The sequence below is a fragment of the Microbacterium sp. Root166 genome, assembly GCF_001427145.1.
In the GTDB taxonomy this organism is placed as follows: Bacteria; Actinomycetota; Actinomycetes; order Actinomycetales; family Microbacteriaceae; genus Microbacterium.
This window is the reverse complement of record NZ_LMGL01000003.1, coordinates 302,593-327,857: the sequence shown is the minus strand read 5'-3', so window position 1 is coordinate 327,857 and position 25,265 is coordinate 302,593. Positions and strand designations below refer to the sequence as shown.

Here is a 25,265-nt window from a genome sequence, read left to right as displayed (position 1 = left end):
AGTTCGTGGACGACACCCCGATTCCGGATGCCGCCACCCCGGGCGTCGCGGACGTTCTCCGACGCCACTCCCCGGCACCCGACCCGGGCACACCGGAACCACCGAGCTGCCAGTTGATGCGGCCATTCCCGGAGTTGAGCCGCCGCGAGTGGCAATTCGACCTGGGCTACTGGCCGGAGGCGCGGCGCGCGAGGAGGTCGCGGACGTGCGCCTCGATCTCGGCGTCGTCGACGTATCCCATGCGCGAGAAGTCCGTGCCGGTCCGGGCGGTGCGGGCCGTGTCGATCGACGGCGGCCGCTGTGCCTCGGCACGATCCCGCACGGCCTGCTCGAGTGCCGCCTGACGCAGCGCCGCGCGTGCGGCTTCGGCCTCGAGCACTGCCGAGGCGCGCGATCCGGCGGACGCCGTGAGGGGGCGCGGCAGTTCCCGGGGCGCCCACTCGCGGGTTTCGCGCTCGAGCTCGACGTCCTGCAGCCTGGCGGGGGCGCGGGTCGCGGCATCCGCTGTCCGCGCCGTGGCGCGCGCGACGACGCGCGACATGCGCTGCAGCAGCATCCCGGAGGCGCCGGCGACGGCGATCGAGGTCCACAGCAGCAGCTGGGACCCACCCAGCGCCATGGAGATGCCGCCCCACACCGCGAAGCCGATCGCGACCAGCGCGACGACGGTCGCAGAGAGCCGCAGGCGACGGCGCGCACGCGCCTGTCGTGCGGCCGGCTGTACGCGCGCGGCGTGGAGTTCCGCGCGAGCGGCGGCTTCCGCGACGGCGCGTTCGGCACGGGCGCGCTCCATGTCGACGCGCGCGGCGGCTTCGGCGGCGGCGCGCTCGGTGCGGGCGAGTTCGAGGTCGACCTTGGCGTGCTCGAGTGCGGCGGACTCGCGTTCGGCCAGCGCCTGCTTGGCGAGGCGCTGCTGGGCCATCGCCGTCCGGGCGTTCAGCTCGAGGTGGACCTCACCCGGCGTCTCGCTCGTCTCGGCGAGCACGCGCAGGGCCTGGTTCAGGCGCACGGCGTTGCGCTCGGCGGCGTCGTACTGCCGGCGGCTGTACCAGGTCGGAAGGAGGTAGACGAGCCACAGGAGCACGGCGACGAGAACGATGACTCCCCCGCCCAGCACCTGCCCACCCATGCTGACCACGGTAAGCGCTGGCGCGCAGGCCGTCGAAGCGGCGCGCCGCGCGCCGCGCTAGGCGTGCAGGCGATCCGCCGGCGGCACGGTCGCGGCATCCTGCGGGGCGCGTCCGGCCACCCAGCGCGCCAGCACGCCCTCAGGCACCTCTTCGCGCACGAGCGCGAAGGCGTAGTGGTCGCGCCAGTCGCCGTCGATGTGGATGAAGCGGCGACGCAGCCCCTCGTACCGGAACCCGAGCTTCTCGACGACCCGCAGGCTGGCGTGGTTTTCGGGACGGATGCAGATCTCCATGCGGTGCAGGCGCAGCTCCGAGAAGCAGACGTCCGTGGCCATCGCCACCGCCGTCGGGGTGATCCCGCGGCCGGCGAAGCGCTTGCTCACCCAGTACCCGATCGTGGCCGAGGCCAGCGAGCCGCGGGCGATGCCCCAGACGTTGAGCTGCCCGGCGATGTTGCCGTCGTGCTCCATGACGAAGGGCACACCGGCACCGTCGCGATACTGCTGCAGCAGCCGGCGGACGCCGAGGCGCATGTCGAACGACACCGGCCCGTCGGGGCTGGTCGCCTCCCACGGGCTCAGCCATTCGCGATTCGACTGGAGCTCGCTTTGAAGGATGCGGGCATCGCGCTGGCGCACCAGCCGGATGGACACCGGCCCGTGCCTGCGGGGAGCCGTCAGCTCCATGTGACCCCCTCGTGCCGGCGGCGTCAGAGCCCTGCCGCGAACTCCTTGAACCAGGGCCGCAGCTCGGGTCCGAGATCGTCCCGATCGGCGGCGAGCTGGACGATGGCCTTGATGTAGTCCACTCTATCGCCGGTGTCGTAGCGGCGGCCTCCGAAGATCACGCCGTACACGCCGGGTCCTTCGGGGTCGGCCGCGAGTTCCTGAAGCGCGTCGGTGAGCTGGATCTCGCCGCCCTTGCCGGGCTCGGTGCGCTCGAGGATCTCGAACACCTGCGGGGTCAGCACGTAGCGGCCGATGATGGCCAGGTTGGAGGGTGCGTCCTCCTTGGCCGGCTTCTCGACGAGGCCGGTCACCTTGACGATGCCGTCGTCGTCGGTGGTCTCCACCGCGGCGGCGCCGTACAGGTGGATGGAGTTCGGGTCGACCTCCATGAGGGCGATGATGGTCGCGCCGGTGCGCTCGTGCTCGGCGATCATCGTGGTCAGCAGCGCGTCGCGCTCGTCGATGAGGTCGTCACCGAGGAGCACCGCGAACGACGAATCGCCCACGTGCGCCTTGGCGCGCAGCACCGCGTGGCCGAGGCCCTTGGGCTCGCCCTGACGGACGAAGTGGATGTCGGCGAGGTCGCTGGATGCCATCACCCGGCGCAGGCGGTCGTCGTCGCCCTTGTCCTTCAGCTTCTCCTCGAGCTCGGGCACCGAGTCGAAGTGGTTCGAGATCGCGTTCTTGTTGCGGCCGATGATCACGAGGATGTCATCGATGCCCGCCTGGGCGGCCTCTTCGACGACGTACTGGATGGCCGGCTTGTCGACGACCGGCAGCATCTCCTTCGGCATCGCCTTGGTGGCGGGCAGGAAGCGGGTACCGAGGCCGGCCGCGGGAATGACGGCCTTGATCGAAGAATGGGGAGGCATGCCTGCATTCTAGGGTCTGGCCTCGACGGGCCCCGTGCTCGTTGACAAGCGGTCGGCGAGCAGGGTAATCCGCGGGTGCGCCGGGGGCTACAGGGCGACGCCTAGAATCGAGAGCATGTCCGACGCGATCGCAGACGCGAAGCGCGCCCTCCGTGCAGAGCTCCGGGAGCGCCGGCAGCTGCTGACCCCGCAGGCACGCGAGACCGCGTCGGCAGGCGTCCGCGCGCAGCTCGATGCGCTCGTCGACAAGCTCGGCGTCACCTCGATGTCGTGCTTCCTGTCGATCACGACCGAGCCCGACACGCATGAGTTCGTCGCCGCGGCGGTGGCACGCGGCATCCGTGTACTGCTGCCCGTCACGCGCAAGGACGGCCTGCTCGACTGGGCCGTGGCCAGTGCCGACGGCGACATCGCCGAGGGCATGTTCGGGCTTCCTGAGCCGGTCGGCGAGCTGCTCGGCCCCATCGCCGTCAACGACGTCGATCTGCTCGTGATCCCCGCTGCCGCCGTCGACCGCCGGGGCATGCGCCTCGGCTGGGGCCGCGGCTACTACGACAAGACCATCGGCTCGATGCACCGCTGCCCGCCGGTGTACGCGGTGATCTTCGACTCCGAGCTCGTCGACGAGGTGCCCAGCGACCTGCACGACCAGCCGGTGACCGGCGTCGTGACCCCCACCCAGACCCTTGTCCTCGCGCCCGTCCGGCGCTGAACGTCCGAGAGATCATGCCCACCTACGCTTACGCCTGCCGGAACTGCGGCCACCGCTTCGACGCGGTGCAGTCCTTCGCCGATCCGACCCTCACCGAGTGCCCCGAGTGCGGCGGCCCGCTGCGCAAGGAGTACGGCTCCATCGGCGTCACCTTCAACGGGTCGGGCTTCTACCGCACCGATTCGCGCGCGGGCGAGAAGAAGTCCTCGGATGCCGGATCCTCGAGTGGCACCTCCTCCTCTGCTCCGGCATCATCGAAGTCCGAGACGAAGAGCGCGCCGGCCACCACCACGTCATGAAGGGCAGCACCATGATCAAGGGCTTCAAGGAATTCATCCTCCGCGGGAACGTCATCGATCTGGCCGTGGCTGTCGTCATCGGCGCCGCGTTCACGCTGATCGTCAATCAGATCGTCGCCGGCCTGATCAATCCGCTGATCGCCCTGGTGTTCAACGCCAGCAGCCTCGACGCGGTCGGCTGGACGGTGACCAACCTCAGCGGCGACGAGGTCTTCTTCGGCTTCGGCATGATCCTCGGCGCGATCATCAACTTCCTGGCCGTCGCCACGGTCGTGTACTTCGTGTTCGTCTACCCGATGAACATCGTCAAGGAGCGGGCCGCCGCCAAGGCGGGCATCGCGGAGGAAGAGGCCTCGGACCTCCCGACCGAGCAGGAGATCCTGCTGCAGATCCGCGACCTGCTGGCCTCGCCCCCCGCACCTCAGCCGCAGGAGTCCGCGCGTCAGTAGTGCGGCGGGACGTCGCGGCGCAGCTGCTCGTCGTTCGGACCCCGTGAAGTTCCGGTTCCGGTTGCGGTGACGGGCGGGGCCGCGGCATCCGTCTTCTCATCCCCCGGCACCGGCTCGGGCGTCGTCCCGGGCGCGGGCGTGAGCTTCGCGCGACGTGATCCGGGCACTCGCTCGATGCGCTGACGCTCAGACGACATCGAGCGGCTGGGTGTCGGTCTCGACGCGCGGAGCCTCGGGCGGCACGCCCAGCATGGCGGCGATCCGCTGTGCGACGCCCGCGGGGTCGCTGTACAGGTCGAACGAGTGCACGCGCACGTAGTGCCAGCCGAGGCGCCGCAGGATCTGCGGGCGCAGGCGCAGCGACTCGCGCAGCGACTCCCCGATCGTCTCGGGGTCGCTCTCGACCACGACCGCCTTGCCGTCGTACTGCGCCACGAGGGGCAGCAGGCCGCGGTAGTGCACGTCGACCGAGAGTCCGAGGCGGCGCAGCTCCTTGGCGAGAGCCAGCGTCAGCGGGTCGGCGAGGTCTTCGAGGCGGGCGTCGCGCGAGCGCGCGGCGATGCCTCCGAGAATCGACATCAGGGTCGCGGCGCCGTGCTCGAGGCGGCCGTCGTCGAAGGCCGACGGGCGGATCGACGAGACGATCACCATGGACCGGCGCGCGCGGGTCATGCCGACCGTGAGCAGCCGCTCGCCGTCGGGCGTCGACAGGTCGCCGAAGTCGCTGAGCACGCGGCCGTGCTTGGTCAGGCCGAAGCCCAGCGAGAAGATCACGCGGTCGCGGCTCTCGGCCACCGACTCCTCGAGGGTCAGCACGGCGAAGGGCTCGGCGGTGTCGCGCGAGACGAAGTCGGCGACGTCGGAGCGTCCGGCGAACGCGGCGTCGACGGCGGCGCGGATGCGCTCGGCGTGACGACGGCTCGCGGTGACGACCATGAGCGACTCGGCGCCGCGGTTGACGGCGTGCTCGACGACGAGGGTCACCACGCGGGCGACCTCGGCGTCGGGGCTCTCGACGGCTCCGGTGACAGGATCGGGCGTGCCGGTGCCGCCCTCGACGTAGTCGACGCCGAGGCTGCCGCGCCCGAGGTAGGACCCGGCCCACGGCAGCGACACGAGTTCGCCGCCGTAGAAGGCGTCGTTGACCAGTTCGGCGAGGTCTTCGCCACCCGCGCGGTAGCTGCGGGTCAGCGTCTCGACCGGGAGCATCTCGGCCAGGCGCTCGAAGAGGCTGGTCGGGTCGAAGGGCTCGGCCGGCTCGGCCTCTTCGGCCGGGGCTCCGGCGGCGACGCGGAACGGCGTCGGCTTCTGCGTGACCGGGTCGCCGAAGACGACGATCTGCCGGGCGCGGCGCAGCGCGGGTGCTGCCTCGGCGACGCACAGGGCCGCGGCATCCGCGATGATCACCACGTCGAAAGCCGGCTCTGCGGGAATCTCGGGCACGTCGTACGGCGACGCGAGCCACACCGGCGCGAGGGTGCGGGCGAGGTTCGGTGCGAGGCCGACGACCTGGGCGGCAGTGACCGCGCCGTTCTTGAGCGCGGTCTTGAGCGCGGCGGCCTCGTCGGGCCGGTCGACGATGCCGATCCGCCACTGCTTCGCGAGCTCGGCGGCCAGAAGCGGACCGGATGCCGCGGCGTGCGCCTCGTCGACGAGTCGGAAGTCGCGTTCCAGGCGATCGACCACGGCGGTGTTGGCGCCGAGGACCGCGCGGTCGGTGCGCAGCAGTAGCTCGAGCGCCGACTGCCACCAGGCGAACTCGAGCTCGGCGGCGACCCGCTCTTCCGGGACGTGCCTCACCGAGAGCTCGGTGAGCAGGGGCCCGAGGCCGAGGCCGGCGAGCTCGGTGCGCAGGGTGGCGCGCTCCTTGAGGTTGTCGAAGACGTCGGAGTCGGCGGCCAGGCCCGCGAGCGTGCGCACGAGGTGCGCGACGGGGATCGTGGCGAGGCGGTCGGCACCGGTGCGGCCGAGCACGGCGTCGAGCTCGCTGAGCTCGGCGTCGACCCGCTGCCAGGCCACGTGCACGTCGGCGAGGCCGAGCGGGATCTCGGGCGTGACGCCGGCGTCGACGTACCGCTGCCACTGGGTGCGCTGCTGCTGGATGCGCATGAGCGCCTCGTACATGTCGGCCACGTGCACGCCGGGGCGCACGTACTCCTTCGACAGGCGGCGCAGGCGGCGGCGGTTCGGGCCGGTCATGGTCGGCGAGTCGCGGCGCGGGGAGTGCGCCTCGATCAGCTCGGCCAGCGGGCGCTCGAAGACGGTGAGGCTGAAGCGGTCGAGCGAGTCGCGGATGCCGCGCAGCAGCGTGAGGTACTCGCCCAGCTCGGTGATCGTGCGGAACGGGCGCATGTGCGTCTGCGCGATGAGCTCGTAGCCGCGCTCGAGCAGGTTCGGCACGTCGGCGCGCTGGAGCTTGCCGGCCAGGGCGTGGGTGGCGCGCGCCTGCTCGGTGGTCTCGAACGAGACGCCGTACCACGGCGAGTCGTCGGGTCCGAAGCGGAACTCCCCGAGCCGTGCGGCGGCGGCGAGCTTGGCCGCGGCATCCGCTCGGGTGTGGGCCAGGCGCTGCAGCGTGACGGCGTCGAAGCGCGCCGAGGTGGCGGGCGCGTCCTCGCGGCGGGCGAGGTCGGCGAGCGAGCGCAGGATCTCGAGGACGGAGACGCCGAGCGACGGATGCTGGGCCGTCACGGCTCCGCGATAGTCGCGGAGCACGCCGCGCAGCCTCACGAGGGCGTCGTCGATGTCGGCGATCTTGGGCTGCTCGGCCTTCTCGTTCCGGCCGATGGCGCGGATGAGGTCGCGCTGCAGGCGGCGCGGCGACACCGCGAGGCCGGGCAGGCCGATGCCGGCGAGGCGGTGGCGCACGCCGTCGATGGTCGAGCTGCGCGCGCTCACGACGAGCACGCGCTTGCCCTCGCGCACGAGCGCGCCGACGGCGTTGATGACGGTCTGGGTGCCACCCGTGCCGGGCAGCGTGTGCACCGCGAGCGACTGGCCCGCGGTGATGCGGGCGAGCACGCGCTCCTGCTCGGAGTCTGCGTCGAGCAGCAGGGTGTCGGCGGCCGGCGGGCGCTCGTCGGGGCTGACCGGCACGGCCGGCTCACGGCGGAGCGACAGCGTCTCGCGGTCGGCGGGATGCCCGGCGAGCGCGTTGAGCGCGGGGTGGTCCAGGTCGTAGGCGTCACGCGCCATCGCGCTGCCGACGTCGGCGAAGGTCGACACCAGCAGGCGGGGCTTCACGACGAAGGAGTCCACCCACGAGGTCAGGGCGCGCAGGTGGTCGATCACGGGCTGCGGCTTGAACACACCGCCGTCGTGCGCGAGCGAGGCCAGGGCCGGACCGTCGAGCTCGATGCCGAAGTGGCTGTGCAGGGCGCGGACCAGCTCGGGGTTCACGATGATCGAGCCGTGCAGCTTGAGCTCGAAGTCGGAGTGGTGCCGGCGGATCGCGAGGGGTCGCAGCAGCACCGGGGCGTTGCACTCGAGGCCGCCGATGCGCCACTCGGCGAGGCCGACCGCGAGGTGGACGGGCTCGAGGCCGCGCGTGGTGCGCAGCTCGAGGTTCTTGGCGGTGATGCGCTCGGAGGCCAGGCGCGCGTTGCGCAGCGCGACCTCGTCGCGGAAGAGGTTGGACAGCAGCGTGGAGCGGCCCGTGATGAACTGCGGGAGGCTGCCGGGGTGCGCCTTGGTGATCTCGATCGACGAGTCGTTGGCGTCGGTGAAGTGCAGCAGGGTCGAGCGTCCGCCGAGCTCTGCGGCCTGCAGCCGCAGCCGCTCGCGTTCGGGATCGGCGATGTGCGCGACCGTCACGTCGGTCTCGGCGAGGCCGAGATCGCCGGGGGTCACCACGCTCTCGGGCACGGCCTCTTCTGCGCCTGCCACGACGCTGCCTTCTGCACGCCACACACGAGCCACCCTAAGCGCGAGTGCCTCGCGGGACTTGCAGCCGGGCCGAGTTTCGCGGTATTGGACACGCCGGGTGATCAGCGCTTCCTCCCCACCTCTAGGTGGATGCGCGTCGTCCACATCGAGCGGCCTGTGCGCGGGCGTGGCGGAGGTGCACGACAGGATGGTCGCATGACCGCTCTGGAGCCGCACCGCTATGTCGTCCACCCCTCACCGGTGGGCGACATCCTCATCGTCACGGCCGGCGACGGCATCGTCACGCTCCACCCGTTCGACGGCCCGCTGGGTGCCGAGATCGAGCGCGTCTCGCTCCAGCTGCGCGCGCTGCCCGAGCATGGTCAGACGGATGCCGCGGCCGCCGCCGTTGCGCAGCTCGACGAGTACTTCGAAGGCGAGCGCCGGACCTTCGACCTTCCCCTGGACTGGCGTCTGGTGCGCGGCTTCACGCACGACGCGCTGCTGGCCGTGTGCGACATCCCCTACGGTGAGACGGCCGGGTACGGCGAGGTCGCGATCGCGGCCGGGAGTCCGCGTGCCGCACGCGCGGTGGGCACGGCGTGCGCGACGACGCCGTTCTCGATCGTGGTGCCCGTGCACCGCGTGGTGCGGGCGGACGGCTCGCTCGGCGAGTACGGCGGGCACCCCGAGATCAAGCAGTACCTGATCGACCTCGAACGGGCCGCGGGCGAGTAGGCCGCCCGCGGCCCGGCTTCGAGGTCAGTGGTGCGTGGCCTTCTCGGCGCCGAATCCGGTGAGGGACCGCACATCCATCTCCGCGGCCTTGCGTCGGTCCTCCGCCCGGCGGGACGTGACCGAGCCGAGCCAGCCGAGGAAGAACCCCAGCGGGATCGAGACGATGCCCGGGTTGTTCAGCGGCCAGATCGGCGTGCCGACCTTGAACACGCTCAGCTCCCCGCCCCAGAACACCGGCGACAGGAAGATGAGGATCACCGCGGCGCTCAGTCCGCCGTACATGCTCCACACCGCGCCGCGCGTGGTGAACTTCCGCCAGTAGAGCGAGTACAGGATCGTCGGCAGGTTCGCCGAGGCCGCGACGGCGAAGGCGAGCGCGACGAGGAACGCGATGTTCTGTCCCTGCACGCCGATGCCGCCGAGGATCGCCAGCACGCCGATCACGACGACGGTGCGGCGCGCGACCTTGACCTCGCCGTCGGGCGGGACGTTGCCCTTCTTGACGACGTTGGCGTAGATGTCGTGCGCGAACGAGGCTGCCGCGGTGATGGTGAGGCCGGCCACCACGGCGAGGATCGTGGCGAAGGCCACGGCCGAGATGAACCCCATCAGGATCGGCCCGCCGAGGGCGAGGGCGAGCAGCGGTGCGGCGGAGTTCGCGCCGCCGGGCGCCGCCTTGATCGTCTCCGGACCGACGAGTGCCGCGGCACCGTAGCCGAGCACGAGCGTCAGCAGGTAGAAGAGCCCGATGAGCCAGATCGCCCACACGACCGAACGCCGCGCCTCCTTCGCCGTCGGCACCGTGTAGAAGCGCATCAGCACGTGGGGCAGACCCGCCGTGCCGAGCACGAGGGCGATCGCGAGGGAGATGAAGTCCCACGGGTTCGCGCCGTACTGGAGCCCCGGTCCGAGGATCGCGTCCTGCGGGTCGGTGACGGACTGTTCGACCGCGCTCGCGAGCAGGTTGTCGAGGCTGAAGCCGTTGATCGCCAGCACCCAGATGGTCATGACGAGTGCGCCGCCGATGAGCAGGAAGGCCTTCACGATCTGCACCCAGGTGGTGCCCTTCATCCCGCCGACGAGGACGTACACGATCATCAGCGCACCGACGACGGCGACGACGAGCGCCTGACCGACCCACTCGTCGATGCCGAGCAGCAGCGACACCAGACCGCCGGCGCCCGCCATCTGCGCGAGCAGGTAGAAGAAGCAGACGGCCAGGGTGGTGATGGCGGCCGCCATGCGCACCGGGCGCTCCTTGAGGCGGAACGAGAGGACGTCGGCCATCGTGAACTTGCCGGTGTTGCGCATCAGCTCGGCCACGAGCAGCAGGGCGACCAGCCACGCGACCAGGAACCCGATCGAGTAGAGGAAGCCGTCGTAGCCGTTGATCGCGATGGCGCCGCAGATGCCGAGGAACGACGCCGCGGAGAGGTAGTCACCCGAGATCGCGAAGCCGTTCTGCGGACCCGTGAAGGAGCGTCCCGCCGCGTAGTAGTCCGCCGCGGTCTTGTTGTTTCGGCTGGCCCGGATGACGATGAACAGCGTCACGGCGACGAATGCGCCGAAGATCGAGATGTTCAGGAGGGGGTTGTTCTCGACCGTCGTCACGGCCGCCTCGATTGCGCTGAATACGTCGTTCATGCCGACTGCTCCTGCTTCTGCTCGAGGTCCTCGCGGATCTCCTCGGCGATCGGGTCGAGCTTGCGGTTCGCGTAGGCCACGTACGTCATCGTGATCGCGAAGGTCGTGACGAACTGGCCAAGCCCGAGGAGGAGGCCGACGGTGACATAGCCCCAGACCTGCTGCGCCATGAATTCCGGCGCGAACGACGACAGGAGCACGTAGGCGAAGTACCAGACGAGGAATGCGATCGACAACGGGAAGACGAATCCGCGCTGCCGGCGTTTGAGTTCGATGAATTGCGGGGACTGCTCCTCCGCGACGTAGTCGACACCGCCGGGTGGGGCGGCATCGATCCTGGGGTCGGACATGTGTGGCCTCCTTGCCTCACGCACTGGCGCCTCTTCGCGCGGTGGTAGCGTCTACGCTACGAAAAGCGGCGAGGACGCCGACACCCCCGGAAGTAGGTAGTGCGTGGCCGCGCAAACCGGCAGCCGTACGAAGAGCGATAGCCAGCCGCTCGAGACCGACGCGGAGGCACTCGCCCGTGCGGTGGCCGACCTCGTGCGCCGCACCCACTTCCCCGTCGCTTTCGGCGGACTCGAGCGCGGCGACGCGATCCACGTGACTTCGGTGGTCGGCGCCCGCACGCGAAGCCTCGACGGCCTGGTGGTGCAGGCGTCGCGCGGACTGGGCGGACGGGCCCTCGTCGAGAAGCGGCCGCGCCTGGCCGTGGACTACCGCTCGTCGCGCACCATCACCCACGACTACGACCGGGCGGTGCTCGGCGAGGGCATCTCGACCCTCTTCGCCGTTCCGGTGCTCGTCGGCGACCGCGCGCGTGGCGTCATCTACTGCGGCTCGTGGGCCGAGGCTCCCGTCGGCGACGTCGTCGCCAAGCCGGCCTTCGCCGTGGCCGAGGAGCTCTCCGCCGAGCTTCGGATCCGCGAGGAGGTGCTGCGCCGGCTCGCGCTCACTCCGCGTCCGAGCGACGCCGCGACCATGGCGCCGGCCGCACGCGAAGAGCTGCGCCAGACCTATGCCGAGCTGCGCAGCATCGCGGCCTCGGTCGACGACCCGCCGCTCCGTGATCGGCTCGCCCGTCTCGAGCAGCGCCTGGCCGCGCTGTCGCACTCCGAGATCGAGCCGCCGCTCAGCCTCGACGTGCACCTGTCGCCGCGCGAGGTCGACGTGCTCGCGTGCGCGGCGCTCGGCGCGACGAACGCCGAGATCGCCGTGACACTCGATCTGCGGGAAGGCACCGTCAAGTCGTATATGCAGTCGGCGATGGCAAAATTGGATGCCTCGACCCGGCATGCCGCCGTGGCTCGAGCGCGTCGCGCCGGGCTTCTCCCCTGACGAATTGCGAAATGCGAATTTCGCATTCGTGAATTGCGCCCTGTGAAAAGAATTCCATTCACGGGCAATTCCGGCGTATTCTCCTCGCATGGCTCGCAGAATCGTGCATCAGCTCGTCGACGACCTCGACGGGACCATCCTCGAAATCGGCGAAGGGGAGACCGTCCTGTTCTCACTCGACGGTGTCGCCTATGAGATCGACCTCACCGACGGCAACGCCACCGCGCTGCGCGAGGCGCTTGCGCCGTTCGTGGCCGCCGGTCGCAGCGTCTCGTCGGGTCGCGGGTCGAACGGCTCGGGCGGGTCGGCCCCGCGCAAGCGCCGCCGCACCAACCAGCAGGACTTCAGCGCGATCCGCGCGTGGGCCAAGGACAACGGACACCAGGTGTCGGAGCGGGGCCGGGTGCCGGCATCCGTTCTCGAGGCGTACGAAGCCGCCCACTAGGGATCTCCGCTCCCAGCGCTAGGCGGTCGACTTGACCGTCGAGAGCAGCTTCGTGAGCGTGTGCTTGGCGTCGCCGAGCACGATCGAGACCTTGGGGTCGTAGAACAGCTCGTTCTCGATGCCGGCGAAGCCGGGGTTCAACGAGCGCTTGAGGAACACGACCTGCTGCGCGTCGGCGACCGTGAGGATCGGCATCCCGTAAATGGGTGATCCCGGCGAGGTCTTGGCGGCCGGGTTGACCACGTCGTTGGCGCCGACGACCAGCACGAGGTCGGTGGTCTTGAAGCGCGGGTTGACTTCGTCCATCTCGACGAGCGCGTCGTAGGGCACGTTGGCTTCGGCGAGCAGCACGTTCATGTGCCCCGGCATGCGTCCGGCGACGGGATGGATGCCGAACACCACGTCGACGCCCCGCCCCTTCAGCACCTCGGCGAGCTCGGCGGCGGCGTGGTGGGCACCGGCGACGGCGAGGCCGTAGCCCGGCACGATCACGACGCGCTGCGCGTAGTCGAGCAGGATGGCGACGTCGCCCTCCGACATGGTCCGCACCGGGCGGTCGCTCGCCCCGCCGGCGGGGCCGCCCGCGACGTGGGCGCGGAAGGCTCCGAACACGATGCCGGTGACCGTGCGGCCCATGGCCTTCGCCATCGCCATGGTCAGGATCGTGCCGCTCGCACCGACGAGCGTGCCCGCGATGAGCAGCAGCACATTGGCGAGCACCAGACCGGATGCCGCGACCGCGAGTCCCGTGAAGGCGTTGAGCAGCGAGATCACGATCGGCACGTCCGCCCCGCCGATCGGCAGCACGAGCAGGACGCCGAGCACCAGGCCGATCGCGACGAGCACGACGGCGTAGAGGAAGTCGCCCGTCACCACGAGCGCAGCGGCCGCGGCGAGGGAGCCGAGGACGAGCAGCACCATGAGCGCGCGGAGCCCGGGGAACGTCACGGCCTTCGCGGTGAGCACGCCCTGCAGCTTGCCGAACGTGATGAACGAGCCGGTCAGCGAGACGCCGCCGATCAGGACGGTGAACGCGACGACGCCGAGCGTCCAGGGGTTGTCGCTGTGGCCGACCTCTACCAGGGCGACTAGCGCCGCCGCGCCGCCGCCGACGCCGTTGAAGGCGGCGACGAGCTGGGGCATCTGCGTCATCTGCACGCGGCGGGCCGCGGGTACGGCGATCAGCGTGCCGAGGATGACCGCGCCGACGATCCAGACGATGTTGTTCAGCTCGGTGCTCAGGCAGTACGCGAGCACGGCGAGGGCAGCTCCGGCGGCGCCGAGCAGATTCGCGCGTCGCGCGGTGCGCGGGTTTCCGAGGCCCTTGAGGGCGAGGATGAACAGCACCGCCGCGACGATGTAGCAGACGGTGACGACCTCGGGGGGCAGGAGGTTCATGCGTCCACCGCCGTCCGGCGTGGCTTGGCCGAGAACATCACGAGCATGCGGTCGGTGACGACGAAGCCGCCGACGACGTTGATGGTGGCCAGCAGCACCGCGAGGATCGAGAGCGCCAGGGCGACGGGATCTTCGGCGGATCCGGCGACCATGATCGCCCCGAGCAGGATGATGCCGTGGATCGCGTTCGCCTCGCTCATGAGCGGGGTGTGCAGCGTGCTCGAGACCTTCGAGACGACTTCGAACCCGAGGAAGACCGCGAGGATCGTGATGGTCAGCAGCGCGAACCCGTCCATCAAGCGCCCACGCCTTCTAGTGCGGCGGCGACGCGTTCGTTCACGATCCGCCCGTCGTGGGTGATCGCGCTTCCCGCGACCAGCTCATCGTCGAAATCGAGCACCGTCTCCCCCTCTTTCAGCAGCAGTCCCGCGAAGTTCGCGCAGTTCATCGCGAACAGCTTCGTCGCGTCGGGCGCGAGGTCGGACGGCAGGTCGCGCGCCCCGATCAAGGTCACCGTGCCGCCGGTGACGGGGACCTCGCGCCGCTCGCCAGGGATGGAACCCTCGATGTTGCCGCCGGACTCGGCAGCCAGGTCGACGAGCACCGAGCCGGGCTTCATGCCGGCGAGCATGTCGGCCGTGATCAGGAGCGGCGCCGCGCGTCCGGGCACCGCCGCGGTGGTCAGGACGATGTCGGATGCCGCGATGTGCGGAGTCAGCAGCTCCCGCTGGCGCTTGGCCCGATCCTCGGCGAGCTCCTTGGCGTAGCCGCCGGCCGCGTCGGCGGCACCCATGTCGAGGTCGATGAACGTGCCACCGACCGAGCGGACCTCATCCGCGGAGGCGGCGCGCACGTCGTTGGCCGAGACGATGCCGCCCAGGCGCTTGGCGGTCGCGATGGCCGAGAGTCCGGCGACGCCGGCGCCGAGCACGAGCACTCGCGCCGGGGCGAGCGTGCCCGCGGCGGTCATGGTCATGCCGAACATGCGGCCGAAGGCATCGGCGGCGATCGTGGCGAGGCGGTAGCCGGACAGCAGTGCCTGGGATGAGAGCACGTCCATCGACTGCGCGCGCGAGATGCGCGGCAGCAGGTCGAGCGCGAAGGTCGTCAGCCCACCGGCGCGGGCGGCCTCGACGGCGGCGGCGTTCTGGAAGGGGTCGAGCATGCCGACGGTCACCGTCCCGGCCGGCAGGGCGGCGACGTCGGTCGCCGACAGCGGACGGACATGGAACAGGATGCCTGGGTCTGGTGCTGCATCCGGCGGTGTGCCCGGAGCCGTGCCGGGATCGACGATAGTGGCGCCGGCGGCTCGGTAGGCGGCATCCGGAATCAAGGAGTGGGTGCCGGCACCCGATTCGATCTCGACGGAGGCGCCGGCGGCGAGCAGCTTCTTGACGCTGTCGGGGGTCGCGGCGACCCGCTTCTCTCCTGGCGCGCGTTCGGCGCGGACCCGGACGGTTACCGGCACGGCTTCCTCACTCCCCCGCGACGGCGTCGTCGCGGCTCTGGTGGCATCGTAACGAGCCGCGGGTGCTCGGGACGCTCATGCCGGGAGTGATTCGCGTCAGAAGGGCGCCGGGGCGGGCTCGGCGGAGGCTCGGAAGACGGGGACTCGGCGTTCGGGTTGGACGGTGTAGTGGCGTCCGGAGGGCGAGGTCCAGTGCAGGGCGCCGCCGGAGTCGGGCACTTGTTCGACTCGCCATCCGCCGTGGTGCTCGATGGTGTGGTGGCCTTTGCAGAGGGGTGCGAGGTTCTCGAGCGCGGTGGGGCCGCCGTGTTCCCAGGCGATGGTGTGGTCGATCTCGCATCGCGCGGCGGGGATGCCGCATCCGGGTGCCATACATCGGTCGGCCCGCCATCGGGCCAGCCGTCGCAGTGCGGGTGGTGGCCGGTACTGATCGCGTCCAACGGAGAGCACGATCCCGGTCTCGGGGTGGGTGAGGATACGGGTCCAGCCGTCGGCGTCCCCGGCCAACTCGCGGGCCTTCGCGAGCGGGATCGGTCCGAGCCCTTCGACCACCGCCGGGCCGGCATCCGTCGAATCGGAAGCCTCGGGATCGAGGAGGGTCAGCACGGGGACGGTGACGGTCACGGTGGCGCGGATGCCGCGGGCTTCGGGGGCGAGGTGGGCGGTGTCGCCGTCGATGAGCAGGTCGCCGAAGATGTCGGCGCGGACCTGGTCGAGCGTGCGAGTCTCGTCGGGATGGGCGCAGATCGCCTTCGCCTTCGCGGTGAGCCGGTTGTAAATGGCGTGTGCTTCGACCTCGGGACCCAGTGCGTGAATCCACGCCATGCCGTCGCCGGCGGGTTCGACCACCACCCGCCGACCCTGCAGGGCTGCTTCGTGCCGCTCCGCCATGGTCGCGGACTGCTCGAGCTCGACGAGGCGGCGCAGTGCCCGCCGGAACGACCCGACCGGAAGCTCCTCGGCCAATTCCACGGCACGCGGCACGAGCCGCTTCCGCACCTCAGGCTCGGCGCTGTCGAGCAGGTCGACGAGGATCTCGGCGTGCCGCTCGGTCATCCCGGCCCGGCCGAGGGAGTCGAGCGCGGCCGGGTAGCGGTGCACCAGAGCTTCCGCGAACCCGATCAGATCGCCCGCGGCATGCTCGGTGACCCGCAGCGCCGCCGCCAGCTCGAGCCGCACCGACCGATCCACCACGGACTCGATCGCGCCACCGTAGCGGGCTGCGTCGTCGAGCGCGTTGCGTCGCAGCGCCTCGACCCGCAGCACCCGCTGCGCCGCGAACACCGCCATCATGTCCGCAACCTCGGTCACCCGATCCACGTCGTCCGGCACGGGCGCATCGTGCCAACCCCACTCCGACTCGCCCGAGACGGCGTCGCCGTCAGCGGGACGGAAGTCGGGGTCGATGTCCATACTCAGACTCTAGGACGTACCTCCGACATTGCTTTTGAATCCGCATCCCCAAACTCGTCGCAATGTTCTCCCCTGTCGATGCGATGGCCTGCCCCGCCGCGAACGGCGACAGGGCACCCCGCCTCGACAAGTCCTCGCGCGCGGTGACGGTCCTAACGCGCCGACGCCTCCGCACCTCGGGCGCCTTTCGCTCCCCCGAACCCAGCCCGCGGTTCCTCACCGGCGTGCCATATCGTCACGGCCGCGTGGCCCCCGTCGAACCGACATCGTGCTTCGATTCCGCTTATCCGCGCGCCCGAGCTCGGGCGATGTCGGCGCGGCGTGCACGAACTCTTCAACCAAGAAGCCTGCAGACGTACTGACCGCCGTTCGCAGACCCCTTCCGGCGGTTTCCAGGAGTCGTTTCCGCTCGCCGATGTCAGTCCATGCTCGGCCGAAAGTTCGCCTCCTGCGGCACCGTCACGGCCCGCGCCGCGACCCGCCCGACCCGCACCAGACGAGGACCGTGAGGTCACGGCATCCGCTCTCTGCCGCGGAATCCCGCGGCTTTGGTTGAACCAATCGGGAGCCATGTGCGAGGTGCGGGCTCCTAGACCCGCCGCTTCCGGATCGGTATTGTCAACCCCGGTGCTGATCGGCGGGGGCACGTCATAGCGTGAACACACCAGCGCGGACAGCGCTGTCCTGTAAGACCGATCTACGCGGCACATGCACGTTACGGTGTTGGGGGTGACATGATGCACGATTCCTTCGCGACCGCTCTCGACGAGCTCGCGCGGGCTGAAAGTCCCCGTCACTACGGCGTTGCTTTCGTGCGCCTGTTCCCCGTGAACGGCGCGGCGGTCTCGACGCTGGGAGACCTGCTGGGCAGCGAGACGCTCTCGGCGACCGACGGGCGCGCGGCGCGGCTTGACGAGCTGCAGTTCGACCTCGGTGAAGGGCCGTGCTGGGATGCCCTGCGCTCCGGGCGGCCCGTCTCGGAGAGCGCGATGGCCACCGGCGGACGCTCGCGCTGGCCCGCTTTCGCCGACGCGGCCCACGGCGAGGACGTGACCTCGATGTTCGCGTTCCCGCTCATCGTCGGTCCGCTGCGGATCGGCGCCGTCGACATGTACTCCCACGAGCCGTTGACGCTCAGCGACACTCAGACGCGCCGGGCATCCGCTCTCGCCGAGGTGGTCGGACGCAGTGTGCTGCGCAACGCGCTGAAGTCACTCGACGACCTCGAGCCGGCGAACAACCCGCACTCGCGCCGCGTCGTGCACCAGGCGACTGGTGTCGTGCTGGCGCAGCTCGACATCTCGGCGGACGACGCGCAGCTGGTCGTGCAGGCGCACGCCTTCACGACGGGACGAGCGGTGATGGATGTCGCGACCGAGGTCGTGAACGGAGTCCTGCGCTTCCACCGCGTGGACGGACGTATCGAGGTGATGCCATGACCGCGCTCACCCGCGAGGCACGCCTGCTGAAGACGTTCGCCATGCTGGCCGACACGCTCGTCGACGACTATGACGTCGTGGACCTGCTGCAGTCGCTGGTGGATGCGTGCCATGAGCATCTCGCGGCAACGGCCGCCGGCATCCTGCTCGCGGATCCTGCCGGCGAACTCGAGCTGATCGCGTCGACGAGCGAGGGCACGCACCTCGTCGAGACGATGCAGCTGGCGGCGCAGGCCGGGCCGTGCATCGAGTGCTACCGCACCGGGTCGGTCGTGTCGGTTGCCGACATCGACGCCGTGCCCGCGGAGTGGGGCGCATTCCGCGACAGTGCGGTGGCGCAGGGGTTCCTCTCGGCCGACGCCATTCCGCTGCGGCTGCGCGATGTCACCATCGGAACGCTCAACCTGCTGCGATCCGAGGTGGGCGGGGCTCCTGAGGAAGATCTCGTGACAGCTCGGGCATTCGCGGATGTCGCGACCATCGGCATCCTGCATGAGAGAACTCTGCGGCAGTCGGAGGCGCTCACTCAGCAGCTGGAGCACGCGCTGAGCACGCGGATCGTGATCGAGCAGGCCAAGGGAGTCGTCTCGTTCACGAACGACGTGCCGATCGATCGGGCGTTCGAACTGATGCGGAAATACTCGCGGGATCACGGGCTGCGCATCAGCGATGTCGCGGGCCGACTGGTTCGCCGGGAACTTCATCTGAAGGAGGATTCTCCCTGACCATGCCACAGAAGACGCGATAAAATTGCCATGACGCCCTGGACCCTGGTGTCATGCAAACCCTCCAATGGAACACAGGGCTGAGCATGAAGACACTGGAAAACCGCGCTGGCGCGTATCTCACCGGTGACGAGATCGCGGATGCCGTCATGGAGTACAGCGGAGCGCTCGTACAGGAGCAGCTGACCGAAGTCGTCGAGATCCCGTTCGTCGCGAAACCCGGAATCATCCGCCGCGTGCAGTTGCTCATCGGCTGGCGCACCGAGGTGAACGCCATCAAGGACGGCGTGCACGGGAACGAGCTCGAGGATGCCGAGCTCATCCATGAGCTGCGCCACAAGGCCGAACGGCTGCGCACCCCGTCGGGAGACGCGCCGTTCAGCGAGGCCGACGTCGACGAGTTCTTCGGCGGAAGCGACTACTGACGCGTTGAGCTTTCGGATGCCGCTCCCCCGGGCCGCTAGAATCGGGGGGCCAGCCTCTGTAGCTCAATGGAAGAGCAGTTCCGTCCTAAGGAAACGGTTGGGGGTTCGAGTCTCTCTAGGGGCGCTTCGGCGTTCTAGGCCTGACCAGGTGTGGATCGCCCTCGTCGACAGGACGTGACGGGTCAGCGGTTCGCGAGATAGTCTCGCAAGCCGTCCATGATGGCGGACGCACGTTCCGCGTTTCGAACGGTCCAGGCATGCGAAACACCTGCCCGCCCCAAGCAGACCGATCCTGCTCAAAGCCGACGATGCTCTTGCGGCCGAGGATTGCATCGGCGGGGTGCCTGAACACACAGATGACAAGTGGAACCCGTCGCCTTTCGAGCTCGGAGATCAGACGACCGCGCCCGTACTGCTGCTCCGTTCTCGGAATGTCGTTCTCTCCGACCGTTGGCCGCTTGACCAGATCGGTGAAACCGACGCCAGCGCTCAGGGCATCCTTCTCGAAGAACTTTCCGCCCGATGAACGCTCGAAGAGCTCGGCGTCAACAAGTCGGCCAAGCTGGCGCTGCCCGACAGCGCCTTGGTAGTAGTGCCCGCGGCCACACTGGTTGGCGCCGGATTCAATCCGACGATCATGGCGCGGGTTGGCTCGGGCCACAGATCGGCGAGAGTGACGACTGGTGCGCCCATCCATTGCGCAGACTCCTGCTAGCCGACCAACTCCATGAGTCAGTTGTACTGCACAAGAGCCGGTCAGTCGCTTGCAATCAGAAGGCGATGTAGTTCCCGTTGTCGTGGAGAAGGAAGCTCTGCGCGGTGTCGGGCACCAGGTAGGCCGTGTGCCCGGTGAAGGTCGAACCCGGGTAGAGCGTTGGGCCTTCCAGCATCGAGGGCATCCCGTCCCCGAAGACGATGTACTCGTTGTTGTACTGGTTACCCTCAGCAGTGGCGAGCGTCAGATCCCACTCCGCGAGAGAAGGCTCAACTCCATCCGGGTCGATACCGGTCATCGTGAGTTCCACGACGACGTACTTGAACCCCGCCGGAGCGTCAGAGTTGAACTGATTCCAGCCTTCAACCAGCGCATTCGCATTGGCGTCGATGAGGCGGGCGGTAAGACTGTACTTCTCGCCGCCGAACAGGCCCACTGCGACATATGGCTGCGGGTACGGGTTCTCGACTGTCCCAAGCTCAGCGGATTCCTCCGCTGTCGCTTCTTCCTCGGGGGCGGCTTCCTCTGGCGCGTCACCCGGCTCCGTCGCTTCCGCACTGGGCCCCACGACGACCCTGTCGGGCGAGGAATCATTTGTGCTCACAAACGACGTGAACGAGATCGTCGCGATCAACCCAGCGATGAGCGCGACACCGCCGAGGGCCGTTCCCGTGATCGCCAGCACTTTCGGCTGGCCTTTGATCAGTGCGATGATGCCGATCGCGACCGCCGCGATCGCCAGCAGCAATCCCAGCCACGGAATCAGGCCAGTGAGAAAAGCGACGACTCCGAGGATGAGCGCGGTGATGGCCAGGCCCTTGGGACTCGCGGCTGCAGCGTACGCCCCGATTGGCGCTTGGAAAGCTGCGGGCGGCGGCGAGTAGACGGCAGGCGCCGGAGGCGGTGCCGACTCATGCCACCGCTGACCATCCCAGTAGCGCGACTCATTGTTAGCGTGCGGTGCCGGGTACCATCCGGCGGGTGGTGTGATGCTCATCGATCCCCCAAGGACTTACTGCGGCGCAGCTCGCGCCTCAGTCCGCAGGGTATCGGAAAGACGTTGTCCGCCGTTGGCGGCACGGGTGGGCGGTGTGTAGACAGACGGTCCACCGCCCTCACGGATAGTCTGCGCGAATGACTGACGCCGCTCGCCGCCCGCTCCCTGTCTACGCCTGGTTCTTCATCGGGGCCGGAGGCGCCGTCGCGGGACTACTCCCCTGGCTCCTCTCCGGCGCCCGACTTCCGCTGCAGAACCTCGACGTGGACGGTTCGTCTCTCGCGATGCCGATCGCGATGCTGCCCTTCAGCCAGTACTATCTCGTCACCATCGTCGCGCTTCTCGTGGTGGGCGGAGCCGCCGCAGGAATCGCCGGCCGCGCACTCGCCCCGAGGCGGCCGCGGCACGGCACGACGGCGCTGGTCCTCGGGGTGCTCCTCGTGCAGGTCCTCGCGGCCGCCCAGGCGGCCGTGGTGACGGTCGGCCTGCTCGAGAGGTCCACCCGCACCCTCGTCTACGCCGGCGCCGTCGGCGCGGTCATCATCGTGTCGCTCATGATGAGCACGCTCGTCCTGCTGCTCATCGCCCGAGCACCCGTCCCGGGTGCCACGATCGCCCTCTCACTCGCCGCCCTCGTGTCGGCGAGCTGGATCGGAGCTGCCCTGCACGACGTCATGATCCTGGCGCCGAACGAGATCCTCAGGGTGATCATGCCGATCTTCCACTGGATGCCGGCGGTCCTCGTCGGCTGCGCGATCGCGTGGTGCGGGTTCCGCACGGGCGGCCGGATCGCCGCCGTCGTCGTCAGCCTCGCCGCGCTGTGGATCGGGCCGGCGTTCTTCACCGGGGTCTCGTCGGCAGCCGGCACTCGAGTTCTGGCGCCGTACCCGGCGGAGATGGCCGAGTACGGCATCCAAGTATTCCTCTCAGCACTCACCATGCCGGAACTCGCGCTCCTCCCCGTCGCCGTCGCCCTGGTCATCGGGGTCGTGGGCTCGCTGCTGCTCCGCACGATCCGACGCCCGACGCCGGACGAGCCAGAGGTCGGAGCCGAGCAGGTTCCCGCCGGCGAGCGCGAACGCGCCTGACAGCCACGCGGCGATCGGCGAGGATGGACTTGCGAGGGCCCGCCGGGTGCCGGCATCCCCTCGCCAGAACGGAAGCCGCATGATCGCCCGATTCGAAGAACTCGACTATCAAGAGACACGGATGGGCGAGCTGACCCTGCGGCGGCGCGCCGACCCGGAGACGGGCGAGCAGATCTACGAGGTGAAGCTCAAGGATGAGTACCTCATGTCGAGCCTGTTCACCGTCGCCGAGGAGGAACTCGCGACCCTCGGACTCGCGGCGGCGCACGGCACCGACCTCAACGTGCTCGTCGGCGGCCTGGGCCTCGGCTACACCGCCGCCACCGCGCTCACCGACAATCGCGTCGGCCGCCTGGTCGTGATCGACGCGCTCCCGGCCGTCATCGGCTGGCACGAGCGCGAGCTGCTGCCGGTGTCGGCGCAGCTGGTCAGGGATCCGCGGACGTCACTCGTGCACGACGACTTCTTCGCGGTCGTGCGGCAGGCGCCGGAACCGGGCACAAAGCCCTACGACGCCATCCTGCTCGACGTGGACCACTCCCCCACGTTCACGCTCGACCCGAGCCACGCCGACCTCTACACAACGGCCGGCCTCACCTCGCTCGCGCGGCACCTCGCCGAGGGCGGCGTCTTCGCGCTGTGGTCGGACGACCCGCCGGATGCCGGCTTCATGGCCACGCTGTCGTCGGTGTTCGACGGCGCAACGGCTCACGTCGTCGACTTCGCGAACCGCCTCACCGGCGGCACGTCGTCGAACACCGTCTACGTCGCGACGCGGCGCTGACGGTCAGGCCTTGCGCGCCGGCATCATCAGCAGCACTCCGAGCAGGAGGCTGACGCCGAGAGCGACCATCTCCCCCACCGCATCGACGACCGGCATGTGACTCAGGTGGAACGCGTGGTACGCGAAGTGCAGCGCTCCGAAGATCGTCCACGCGATGCCGAGCACACGGTAGGCGACCTCGCTGCCCCAGACGAGGCATCCGATGCTCGCCCCGCCCAGCGCGAGGTACATCGCTCCGACATCGCGGATCAGGTGCTCGTTGAACGGCCCGTCGACGGACACCCACGACCCGAGCACCCCGGGGAACGAGTCGTAGAAGGACTGCGGGAAGAAGTACGCCCACACTCCGACGAAGAGGGCGAGCAGGGCTGACAAGGCCGCCGCAGCGGCATGGATTCGTCTCACACAGATTCGACGACGCAGGTCGGTCGAATGTGAGATCGGATGCCGTCAGTCGCCGTCGGCGCCGCCCGCAGAGTCGCCGAGCTCGACCGGGCTCGGCTCCGCCTCGCCGACCACGGCGACGGACGCCCCGCTGACGGCATCCCCTGCACGCAGGCTTGCCGCGTCGAGCGCCCGCTGCAGAGCGAGGTCGATCTCGGACCCGGGCTCGATCGGTGCGTGAGCGTCAGACATGGTGGCCTCCTGGTCAGCACGGTAGCCACGACGGCGCGCGACGTCCAGCACCTGGCCGAGCCTTCGCCCGTGTCTAGCATGGGAGCGATGGCCCAGCAGGCGAAGGTTCGGCTCTTGCCCCGACGGGGAGCACTCCCCCTCCTTCTGGAGCGTGCCCCTCTTCCCTTCGTGCTGGCCACCGGGCTGATCCTCGTAGTCCTCGGTGCCCTGATCGTCACGCGCCCGCTCACCTCGATTCTCCTTCTCGGCGTGTACGTCGCACTCAGCGCGATCGTCGCCGGCGTCGCGGTGATCCTGACCCATCGTGGAACCGGGCGCCTGTGGCCGCGACTGATCGCCGCTGCATGGATCCTCGCGGGTGCGGTGATCCTGCTGACGCTCGACCGAGGGCTCGACCTGCTTCCGCGAGCGCTGGCGATCCTGCTGCTGATCGGCGGCTTGGCCGCGCTCGGCGATGCCGTGCTGGGCGGCAGGCTCAGCGAGCGCGTCCTGGCGGTCGCCTGGGGTGCAAGCCAGATCGTGTTCGGCATCCTGACGCTGTCATGGCCCGACGTGACCGTCCTGCTCGTCGCCGTCGTCTTCGGGGTGCGCACCTTCGTCTACGGGGCCTCCCTGCTGCTGCGGTTCGTGCGCGCGGCGGTGCAGCGCCGGTCGGTCGATGACGCCGTCGCCGTCGGACCGGATGCACCGGAGCAGGTGAGCCGGGCGACGCAGACGTGGTGGGCGGTCGGACGCTGGGCACTCGCCGTCGTGCTCATCGCGACGTCCGCCGGAGCCTGGGCACTCGACGAGTGGCTGAAAGAGGGCGCTCCCGTCGTCGACGGGTTCTACGATCCGCCTGCCACGGTCCCCGACGAGCACGGCCGGCTGATCCGGTCAGACGCCTTCGCCGGCACGGCCCCTCCCGACGCGACGGTCACGCGCATCCTGTACACGACACGCGATGCGCTGGGTACTCCCGCGATCGCGAGCGCCCTGGTGATCGCGCCGAGCGTCGACCGTGCCGGGGCTCGCCCGGTCGTCGCCTGGAACCACGGCACCACGGGCGTCGCGCGGGGCTGCGCGCCGAGCCTTCGCCACGCGTCGGCGACCCACTGGGCGATTCCCGCGGTGAACGACGCCATCGAGCGGGGATGGGTCGTCGTCGCCTCGGACTACTCCGGCCAGGGCGCGCCCGGCGTGTTCCCGTACCTCATCGGCGTCGGCGAGGCGCGATCCTCGCTGGATGCCGTCCTCGCCGCGCGAGAGCTCGAGGGGCTCGCGCTCAGGCCCGACACGGTCGCCTGGGGCCACTCGCAGGGTGGGCACGCGGCGCTGTGGATGTCGCAGATCGCCGAGGACTACGCGCCGACGGTCGACCTGCTCGGGACCGCCGTCCTGGCACCCGTGACCGACCCGCTCACCCTGGCGGAGGAGATCACGGCCCGCGACGCGGGCCCGGAGCTGTCGATACTGATCTCATGGGTGCTCGTGCCGTACGCGGACACCTACCCGGAGGTGGCTCTGGCCCGCTACATCGCGCCCGGCTCGCGCACGATCGTCCGAGAGATGACGCAACGGTGTCCCAGCGAGCCGGGCGTCATGGTGTCGGTCGCCACAGCTCTCGGCGTCTCGGACGACCGGCCGCTGTACATCGGCGATCTGACGGTCGGCCCTCTCGGAGATCGACTGCGACAGAACGCGGTGCAAGGGCCGTTCCCGACTCCCGTGCTCATGACCTGGGGAACCGACGACGAGGTGATTCCCCCACGGCTGCAGCAGGACTTCGTGGACCGGCTCTGCGCGCAGGGTGATCGGGTCCGCTGGGTCGTCTACGGCGGTTACGACCACCTGCGCACGCTTCTCCCGGATTCTCGCTTCCTTCCCCTCCTGATCAACTGGACGGAGGCGCGGCTCCTCGGCCTGGATGAGCCCGACGACGACTGCGGTCGTTACTCGTAGGAGAGACGCACGAAGAG

The 25,265-nt window shown here is 69.7% G+C and carries 26 protein-coding genes and 1 tRNA gene; 13 read left to right on the top strand and 14 right to left on the bottom strand.

Features of this window, described 5'->3' with window-relative positions; genetic code table 11:
* Positions 1-166 precede the first annotated feature (166 nt).
* From ASD56_RS13300 to galU, 3 genes are read right to left on the bottom strand one after another with little or no spacing between them, the layout of a single operon-like run.
* Positions 167-1,129: a hypothetical protein gene (locus ASD56_RS13300; RefSeq protein ID WP_055966566.1), complete on the bottom strand. Its 963-nt coding sequence runs from the start codon at positions 1,127-1,129 to the stop codon at positions 167-169.
* A 57-nt stretch (positions 1,130-1,186) separates the two neighbouring features.
* A complete protein-coding gene (locus ASD56_RS13295) occupies positions 1,187-1,816 on the bottom strand; it encodes a GNAT family N-acetyltransferase (RefSeq protein WP_055966563.1) in 630 nt (209 codons plus the stop codon).
* 23 nt (positions 1,817-1,839) lie between these two features.
* Positions 1,840-2,730, bottom strand: a complete 891-nt coding sequence (gene galU / locus ASD56_RS13290) for a UTP--glucose-1-phosphate uridylyltransferase GalU (RefSeq protein ID WP_055966559.1) — start codon at positions 2,728-2,730, stop codon at positions 1,840-1,842.
* Positions 2,731-2,845: 115 nt separating this feature from the next.
* Between galU and ASD56_RS13285 the strand changes: the two genes are divergently transcribed.
* Genes ASD56_RS13285 through mscL form a run of 3 tightly spaced genes read left to right on the top strand, consistent with a single transcriptional unit; the run spans position 2,846 to position 4,190 of the window.
* Positions 2,846-3,442, top strand: a complete 597-nt coding sequence (locus ASD56_RS13285; RefSeq protein WP_055966556.1) for a 5-formyltetrahydrofolate cyclo-ligase — start codon at positions 2,846-2,848, stop codon at positions 3,440-3,442.
* A gap of 14 nt (positions 3,443-3,456) precedes the next feature.
* Positions 3,457-3,741 carry an FmdB family zinc ribbon protein gene (locus tag ASD56_RS13280; RefSeq protein WP_055966553.1) on the top strand — a complete coding sequence of 95 codons (285 nt, stop codon included), beginning with the start codon at positions 3,457-3,459 and terminating at the stop codon, positions 3,739-3,741.
* 11 nt (positions 3,742-3,752) lie between these two features.
* Positions 3,753-4,190 carry a large conductance mechanosensitive channel protein MscL gene (mscL, locus tag ASD56_RS13275; protein WP_055967210.1) on the top strand — a complete coding sequence of 146 codons (438 nt, stop codon included), beginning with the start codon at positions 3,753-3,755 and terminating at the stop codon, positions 4,188-4,190.
* Here mscL and ASD56_RS13270 read toward each other — a convergent pair.
* Together ASD56_RS13270 and ASD56_RS13265 are read right to left on the bottom strand one after the other, a co-directional pair.
* Entirely contained in the window at positions 4,184-4,387 is a 204-nt protein-coding gene (locus tag ASD56_RS13270; RefSeq protein ID WP_055966550.1) for a hypothetical protein, read from the bottom strand. The two genes, mscL and ASD56_RS13270, sit on opposite strands and share 7 nt — an antisense overlap.
* A complete protein-coding gene (locus ASD56_RS13265; RefSeq protein ID WP_082541469.1) occupies positions 4,377-8,075 on the bottom strand; it encodes an AAA family ATPase in 3,699 nt (1,232 codons plus the stop codon). Before ASD56_RS13265 ends, ASD56_RS13270 begins: the two co-directional genes overlap by 11 nt.
* Positions 8,076-8,270: 195 nt before the next feature.
* Between ASD56_RS13265 and ASD56_RS13260 the strand changes: the two genes are divergently transcribed.
* Positions 8,271-8,792, top strand: coding sequence for a methylated-DNA--[protein]-cysteine S-methyltransferase (locus tag ASD56_RS13260; protein WP_055966548.1), 522 nt, complete (start codon positions 8,271-8,273; stop codon positions 8,790-8,792).
* A gap of 24 nt (positions 8,793-8,816) precedes the next feature.
* On the opposite strand, the gene ASD56_RS13255 is transcribed toward ASD56_RS13260, so the two are convergent.
* Both ASD56_RS13255 and ASD56_RS13250 read right to left on the bottom strand, forming a co-directional pair.
* On the bottom strand, positions 8,817-10,436 hold the full coding sequence (locus tag ASD56_RS13255) for a solute symporter family protein (RefSeq protein WP_055966544.1): 1,620 nt from the start codon (positions 10,434-10,436) through the stop codon (positions 8,817-8,819).
* Complete coding sequence (locus tag ASD56_RS13250; RefSeq protein WP_055966542.1) at positions 10,433-10,786, bottom strand: DUF485 domain-containing protein; 354 nt, start codon at positions 10,784-10,786, stop codon at positions 10,433-10,435. Before ASD56_RS13250 ends, ASD56_RS13255 begins: the two co-directional genes overlap by 4 nt.
* A gap of 103 nt (positions 10,787-10,889) precedes the next feature.
* Between ASD56_RS13250 and ASD56_RS13245 the strand changes: the two genes are divergently transcribed.
* Both ASD56_RS13245 and ASD56_RS13240 read left to right on the top strand, forming a co-directional pair.
* Positions 10,890-11,774 (top strand): helix-turn-helix transcriptional regulator, encoded by an 885-nt coding sequence (locus ASD56_RS13245; protein WP_055966541.1) that lies wholly within the window; start codon positions 10,890-10,892, stop codon positions 11,772-11,774.
* 88 nt (positions 11,775-11,862) lie between these two features.
* Positions 11,863-12,219, top strand: a complete 357-nt coding sequence (locus ASD56_RS13240; RefSeq protein WP_055966538.1) for a histone-like nucleoid-structuring protein Lsr2 — start codon at positions 11,863-11,865, stop codon at positions 12,217-12,219.
* 18 nt (positions 12,220-12,237) lie between these two features.
* Here the strand turns inward: ASD56_RS13240 and ASD56_RS13235 are convergent, their stop codons facing one another.
* From ASD56_RS13235 to ASD56_RS13220, 4 genes are all read right to left on the bottom strand, one after another.
* The gene (locus tag ASD56_RS13235; protein WP_055966534.1) at positions 12,238-13,617 is read right to left on the bottom strand and encodes an NAD(P)(+) transhydrogenase (Re/Si-specific) subunit beta; all 1,380 of its coding nucleotides are present in this window, start codon (positions 13,615-13,617) and stop codon (positions 12,238-12,240) included.
* The gene (locus ASD56_RS13230; protein ID WP_055966532.1) at positions 13,614-13,913 is read right to left on the bottom strand and encodes an NAD(P) transhydrogenase subunit alpha; all 300 of its coding nucleotides are present in this window, start codon (positions 13,911-13,913) and stop codon (positions 13,614-13,616) included. The genes ASD56_RS13235 and ASD56_RS13230 overlap by 4 nt, the downstream gene beginning before the upstream one ends.
* Entirely contained in the window at positions 13,913-15,085 is a 1,173-nt protein-coding gene (locus ASD56_RS13225; protein WP_055966530.1) for an NAD(P) transhydrogenase subunit alpha, read from the bottom strand. Before ASD56_RS13225 ends, ASD56_RS13230 begins: the two co-directional genes overlap by 1 nt.
* A gap of 96 nt (positions 15,086-15,181) precedes the next feature.
* Positions 15,182-16,498, bottom strand: a complete 1,317-nt coding sequence (locus tag ASD56_RS13220; RefSeq protein ID WP_055966527.1) for an HNH endonuclease signature motif containing protein — start codon at positions 16,496-16,498, stop codon at positions 15,182-15,184.
* 734 nt (positions 16,499-17,232) lie between these two features.
* Between ASD56_RS13220 and ASD56_RS13215 the strand changes: the two genes are divergently transcribed.
* The 4 genes from ASD56_RS13215 (at position 17,233) to ASD56_RS13200 (ending at position 19,211) form a co-directional block, all read left to right on the top strand.
* On the top strand, positions 17,233-17,937 hold the full coding sequence (locus ASD56_RS13215; protein ID WP_235565710.1) for a GAF and ANTAR domain-containing protein: 705 nt from the start codon (positions 17,233-17,235) through the stop codon (positions 17,935-17,937).
* Complete coding sequence (locus tag ASD56_RS13210) at positions 17,934-18,662, top strand: GAF and ANTAR domain-containing protein (RefSeq protein ID WP_055966525.1); 729 nt, start codon at positions 17,934-17,936, stop codon at positions 18,660-18,662. The genes ASD56_RS13215 and ASD56_RS13210 overlap by 4 nt, the downstream gene beginning before the upstream one ends.
* An 86-nt stretch (positions 18,663-18,748) precedes the next feature.
* On the top strand, positions 18,749-19,087 hold the full coding sequence (locus ASD56_RS13205) for a hypothetical protein (protein WP_055966522.1): 339 nt from the start codon (positions 18,749-18,751) through the stop codon (positions 19,085-19,087).
* Between the two features lie 52 nt (positions 19,088-19,139).
* Positions 19,140-19,211 (top strand) — tRNA-Arg (locus tag ASD56_RS13200).
* Positions 19,212-19,857: 646 nt separating this feature from the next.
* On the opposite strand, the gene ASD56_RS13195 is transcribed toward ASD56_RS13200, so the two are convergent.
* Positions 19,858-20,799 (bottom strand): DUF2510 domain-containing protein, encoded by a 942-nt coding sequence (locus tag ASD56_RS13195; protein ID WP_157536091.1) that lies wholly within the window; start codon positions 20,797-20,799, stop codon positions 19,858-19,860.
* A 137-nt stretch (positions 20,800-20,936) separates the two neighbouring features.
* Between ASD56_RS13195 and ASD56_RS13190 the strand changes: the two genes are divergently transcribed.
* Both ASD56_RS13190 and ASD56_RS13185 read left to right on the top strand, forming a co-directional pair.
* Positions 20,937-21,887 carry a hypothetical protein gene (locus ASD56_RS13190; protein WP_055966516.1) on the top strand — a complete coding sequence of 317 codons (951 nt, stop codon included), beginning with the start codon at positions 20,937-20,939 and terminating at the stop codon, positions 21,885-21,887.
* Positions 21,888-22,008: 121 nt separating this feature from the next.
* Positions 22,009-22,671 (top strand): spermidine synthase, encoded by a 663-nt coding sequence (locus ASD56_RS13185; protein WP_235565708.1) that lies wholly within the window; start codon positions 22,009-22,011, stop codon positions 22,669-22,671.
* 3 nt (positions 22,672-22,674) lie between these two features.
* Here ASD56_RS13185 and ASD56_RS13180 read toward each other — a convergent pair whose 3' ends face one another.
* Together ASD56_RS13180 and ASD56_RS13175 are read right to left on the bottom strand one after the other, a co-directional pair.
* Positions 22,675-23,076: a hypothetical protein gene (locus ASD56_RS13180; protein WP_055966510.1), complete on the bottom strand. Its 402-nt coding sequence runs from the start codon at positions 23,074-23,076 to the stop codon at positions 22,675-22,677.
* A gap of 45 nt (positions 23,077-23,121) precedes the next feature.
* Positions 23,122-23,307, bottom strand: coding sequence for a hypothetical protein (locus tag ASD56_RS13175; RefSeq protein ID WP_157536088.1), 186 nt, complete (start codon positions 23,305-23,307; stop codon positions 23,122-23,124).
* Between the two features lie 78 nt (positions 23,308-23,385).
* On the opposite strand from ASD56_RS13175, the gene ASD56_RS13170 reads away from it, so the two are divergent.
* Positions 23,386-25,248, top strand: coding sequence for a lipase family protein (locus tag ASD56_RS13170; protein ID WP_055966505.1), 1,863 nt, complete (start codon positions 23,386-23,388; stop codon positions 25,246-25,248).
* The last annotated feature ends 17 nt before the right edge of the window (positions 25,249-25,265 follow it).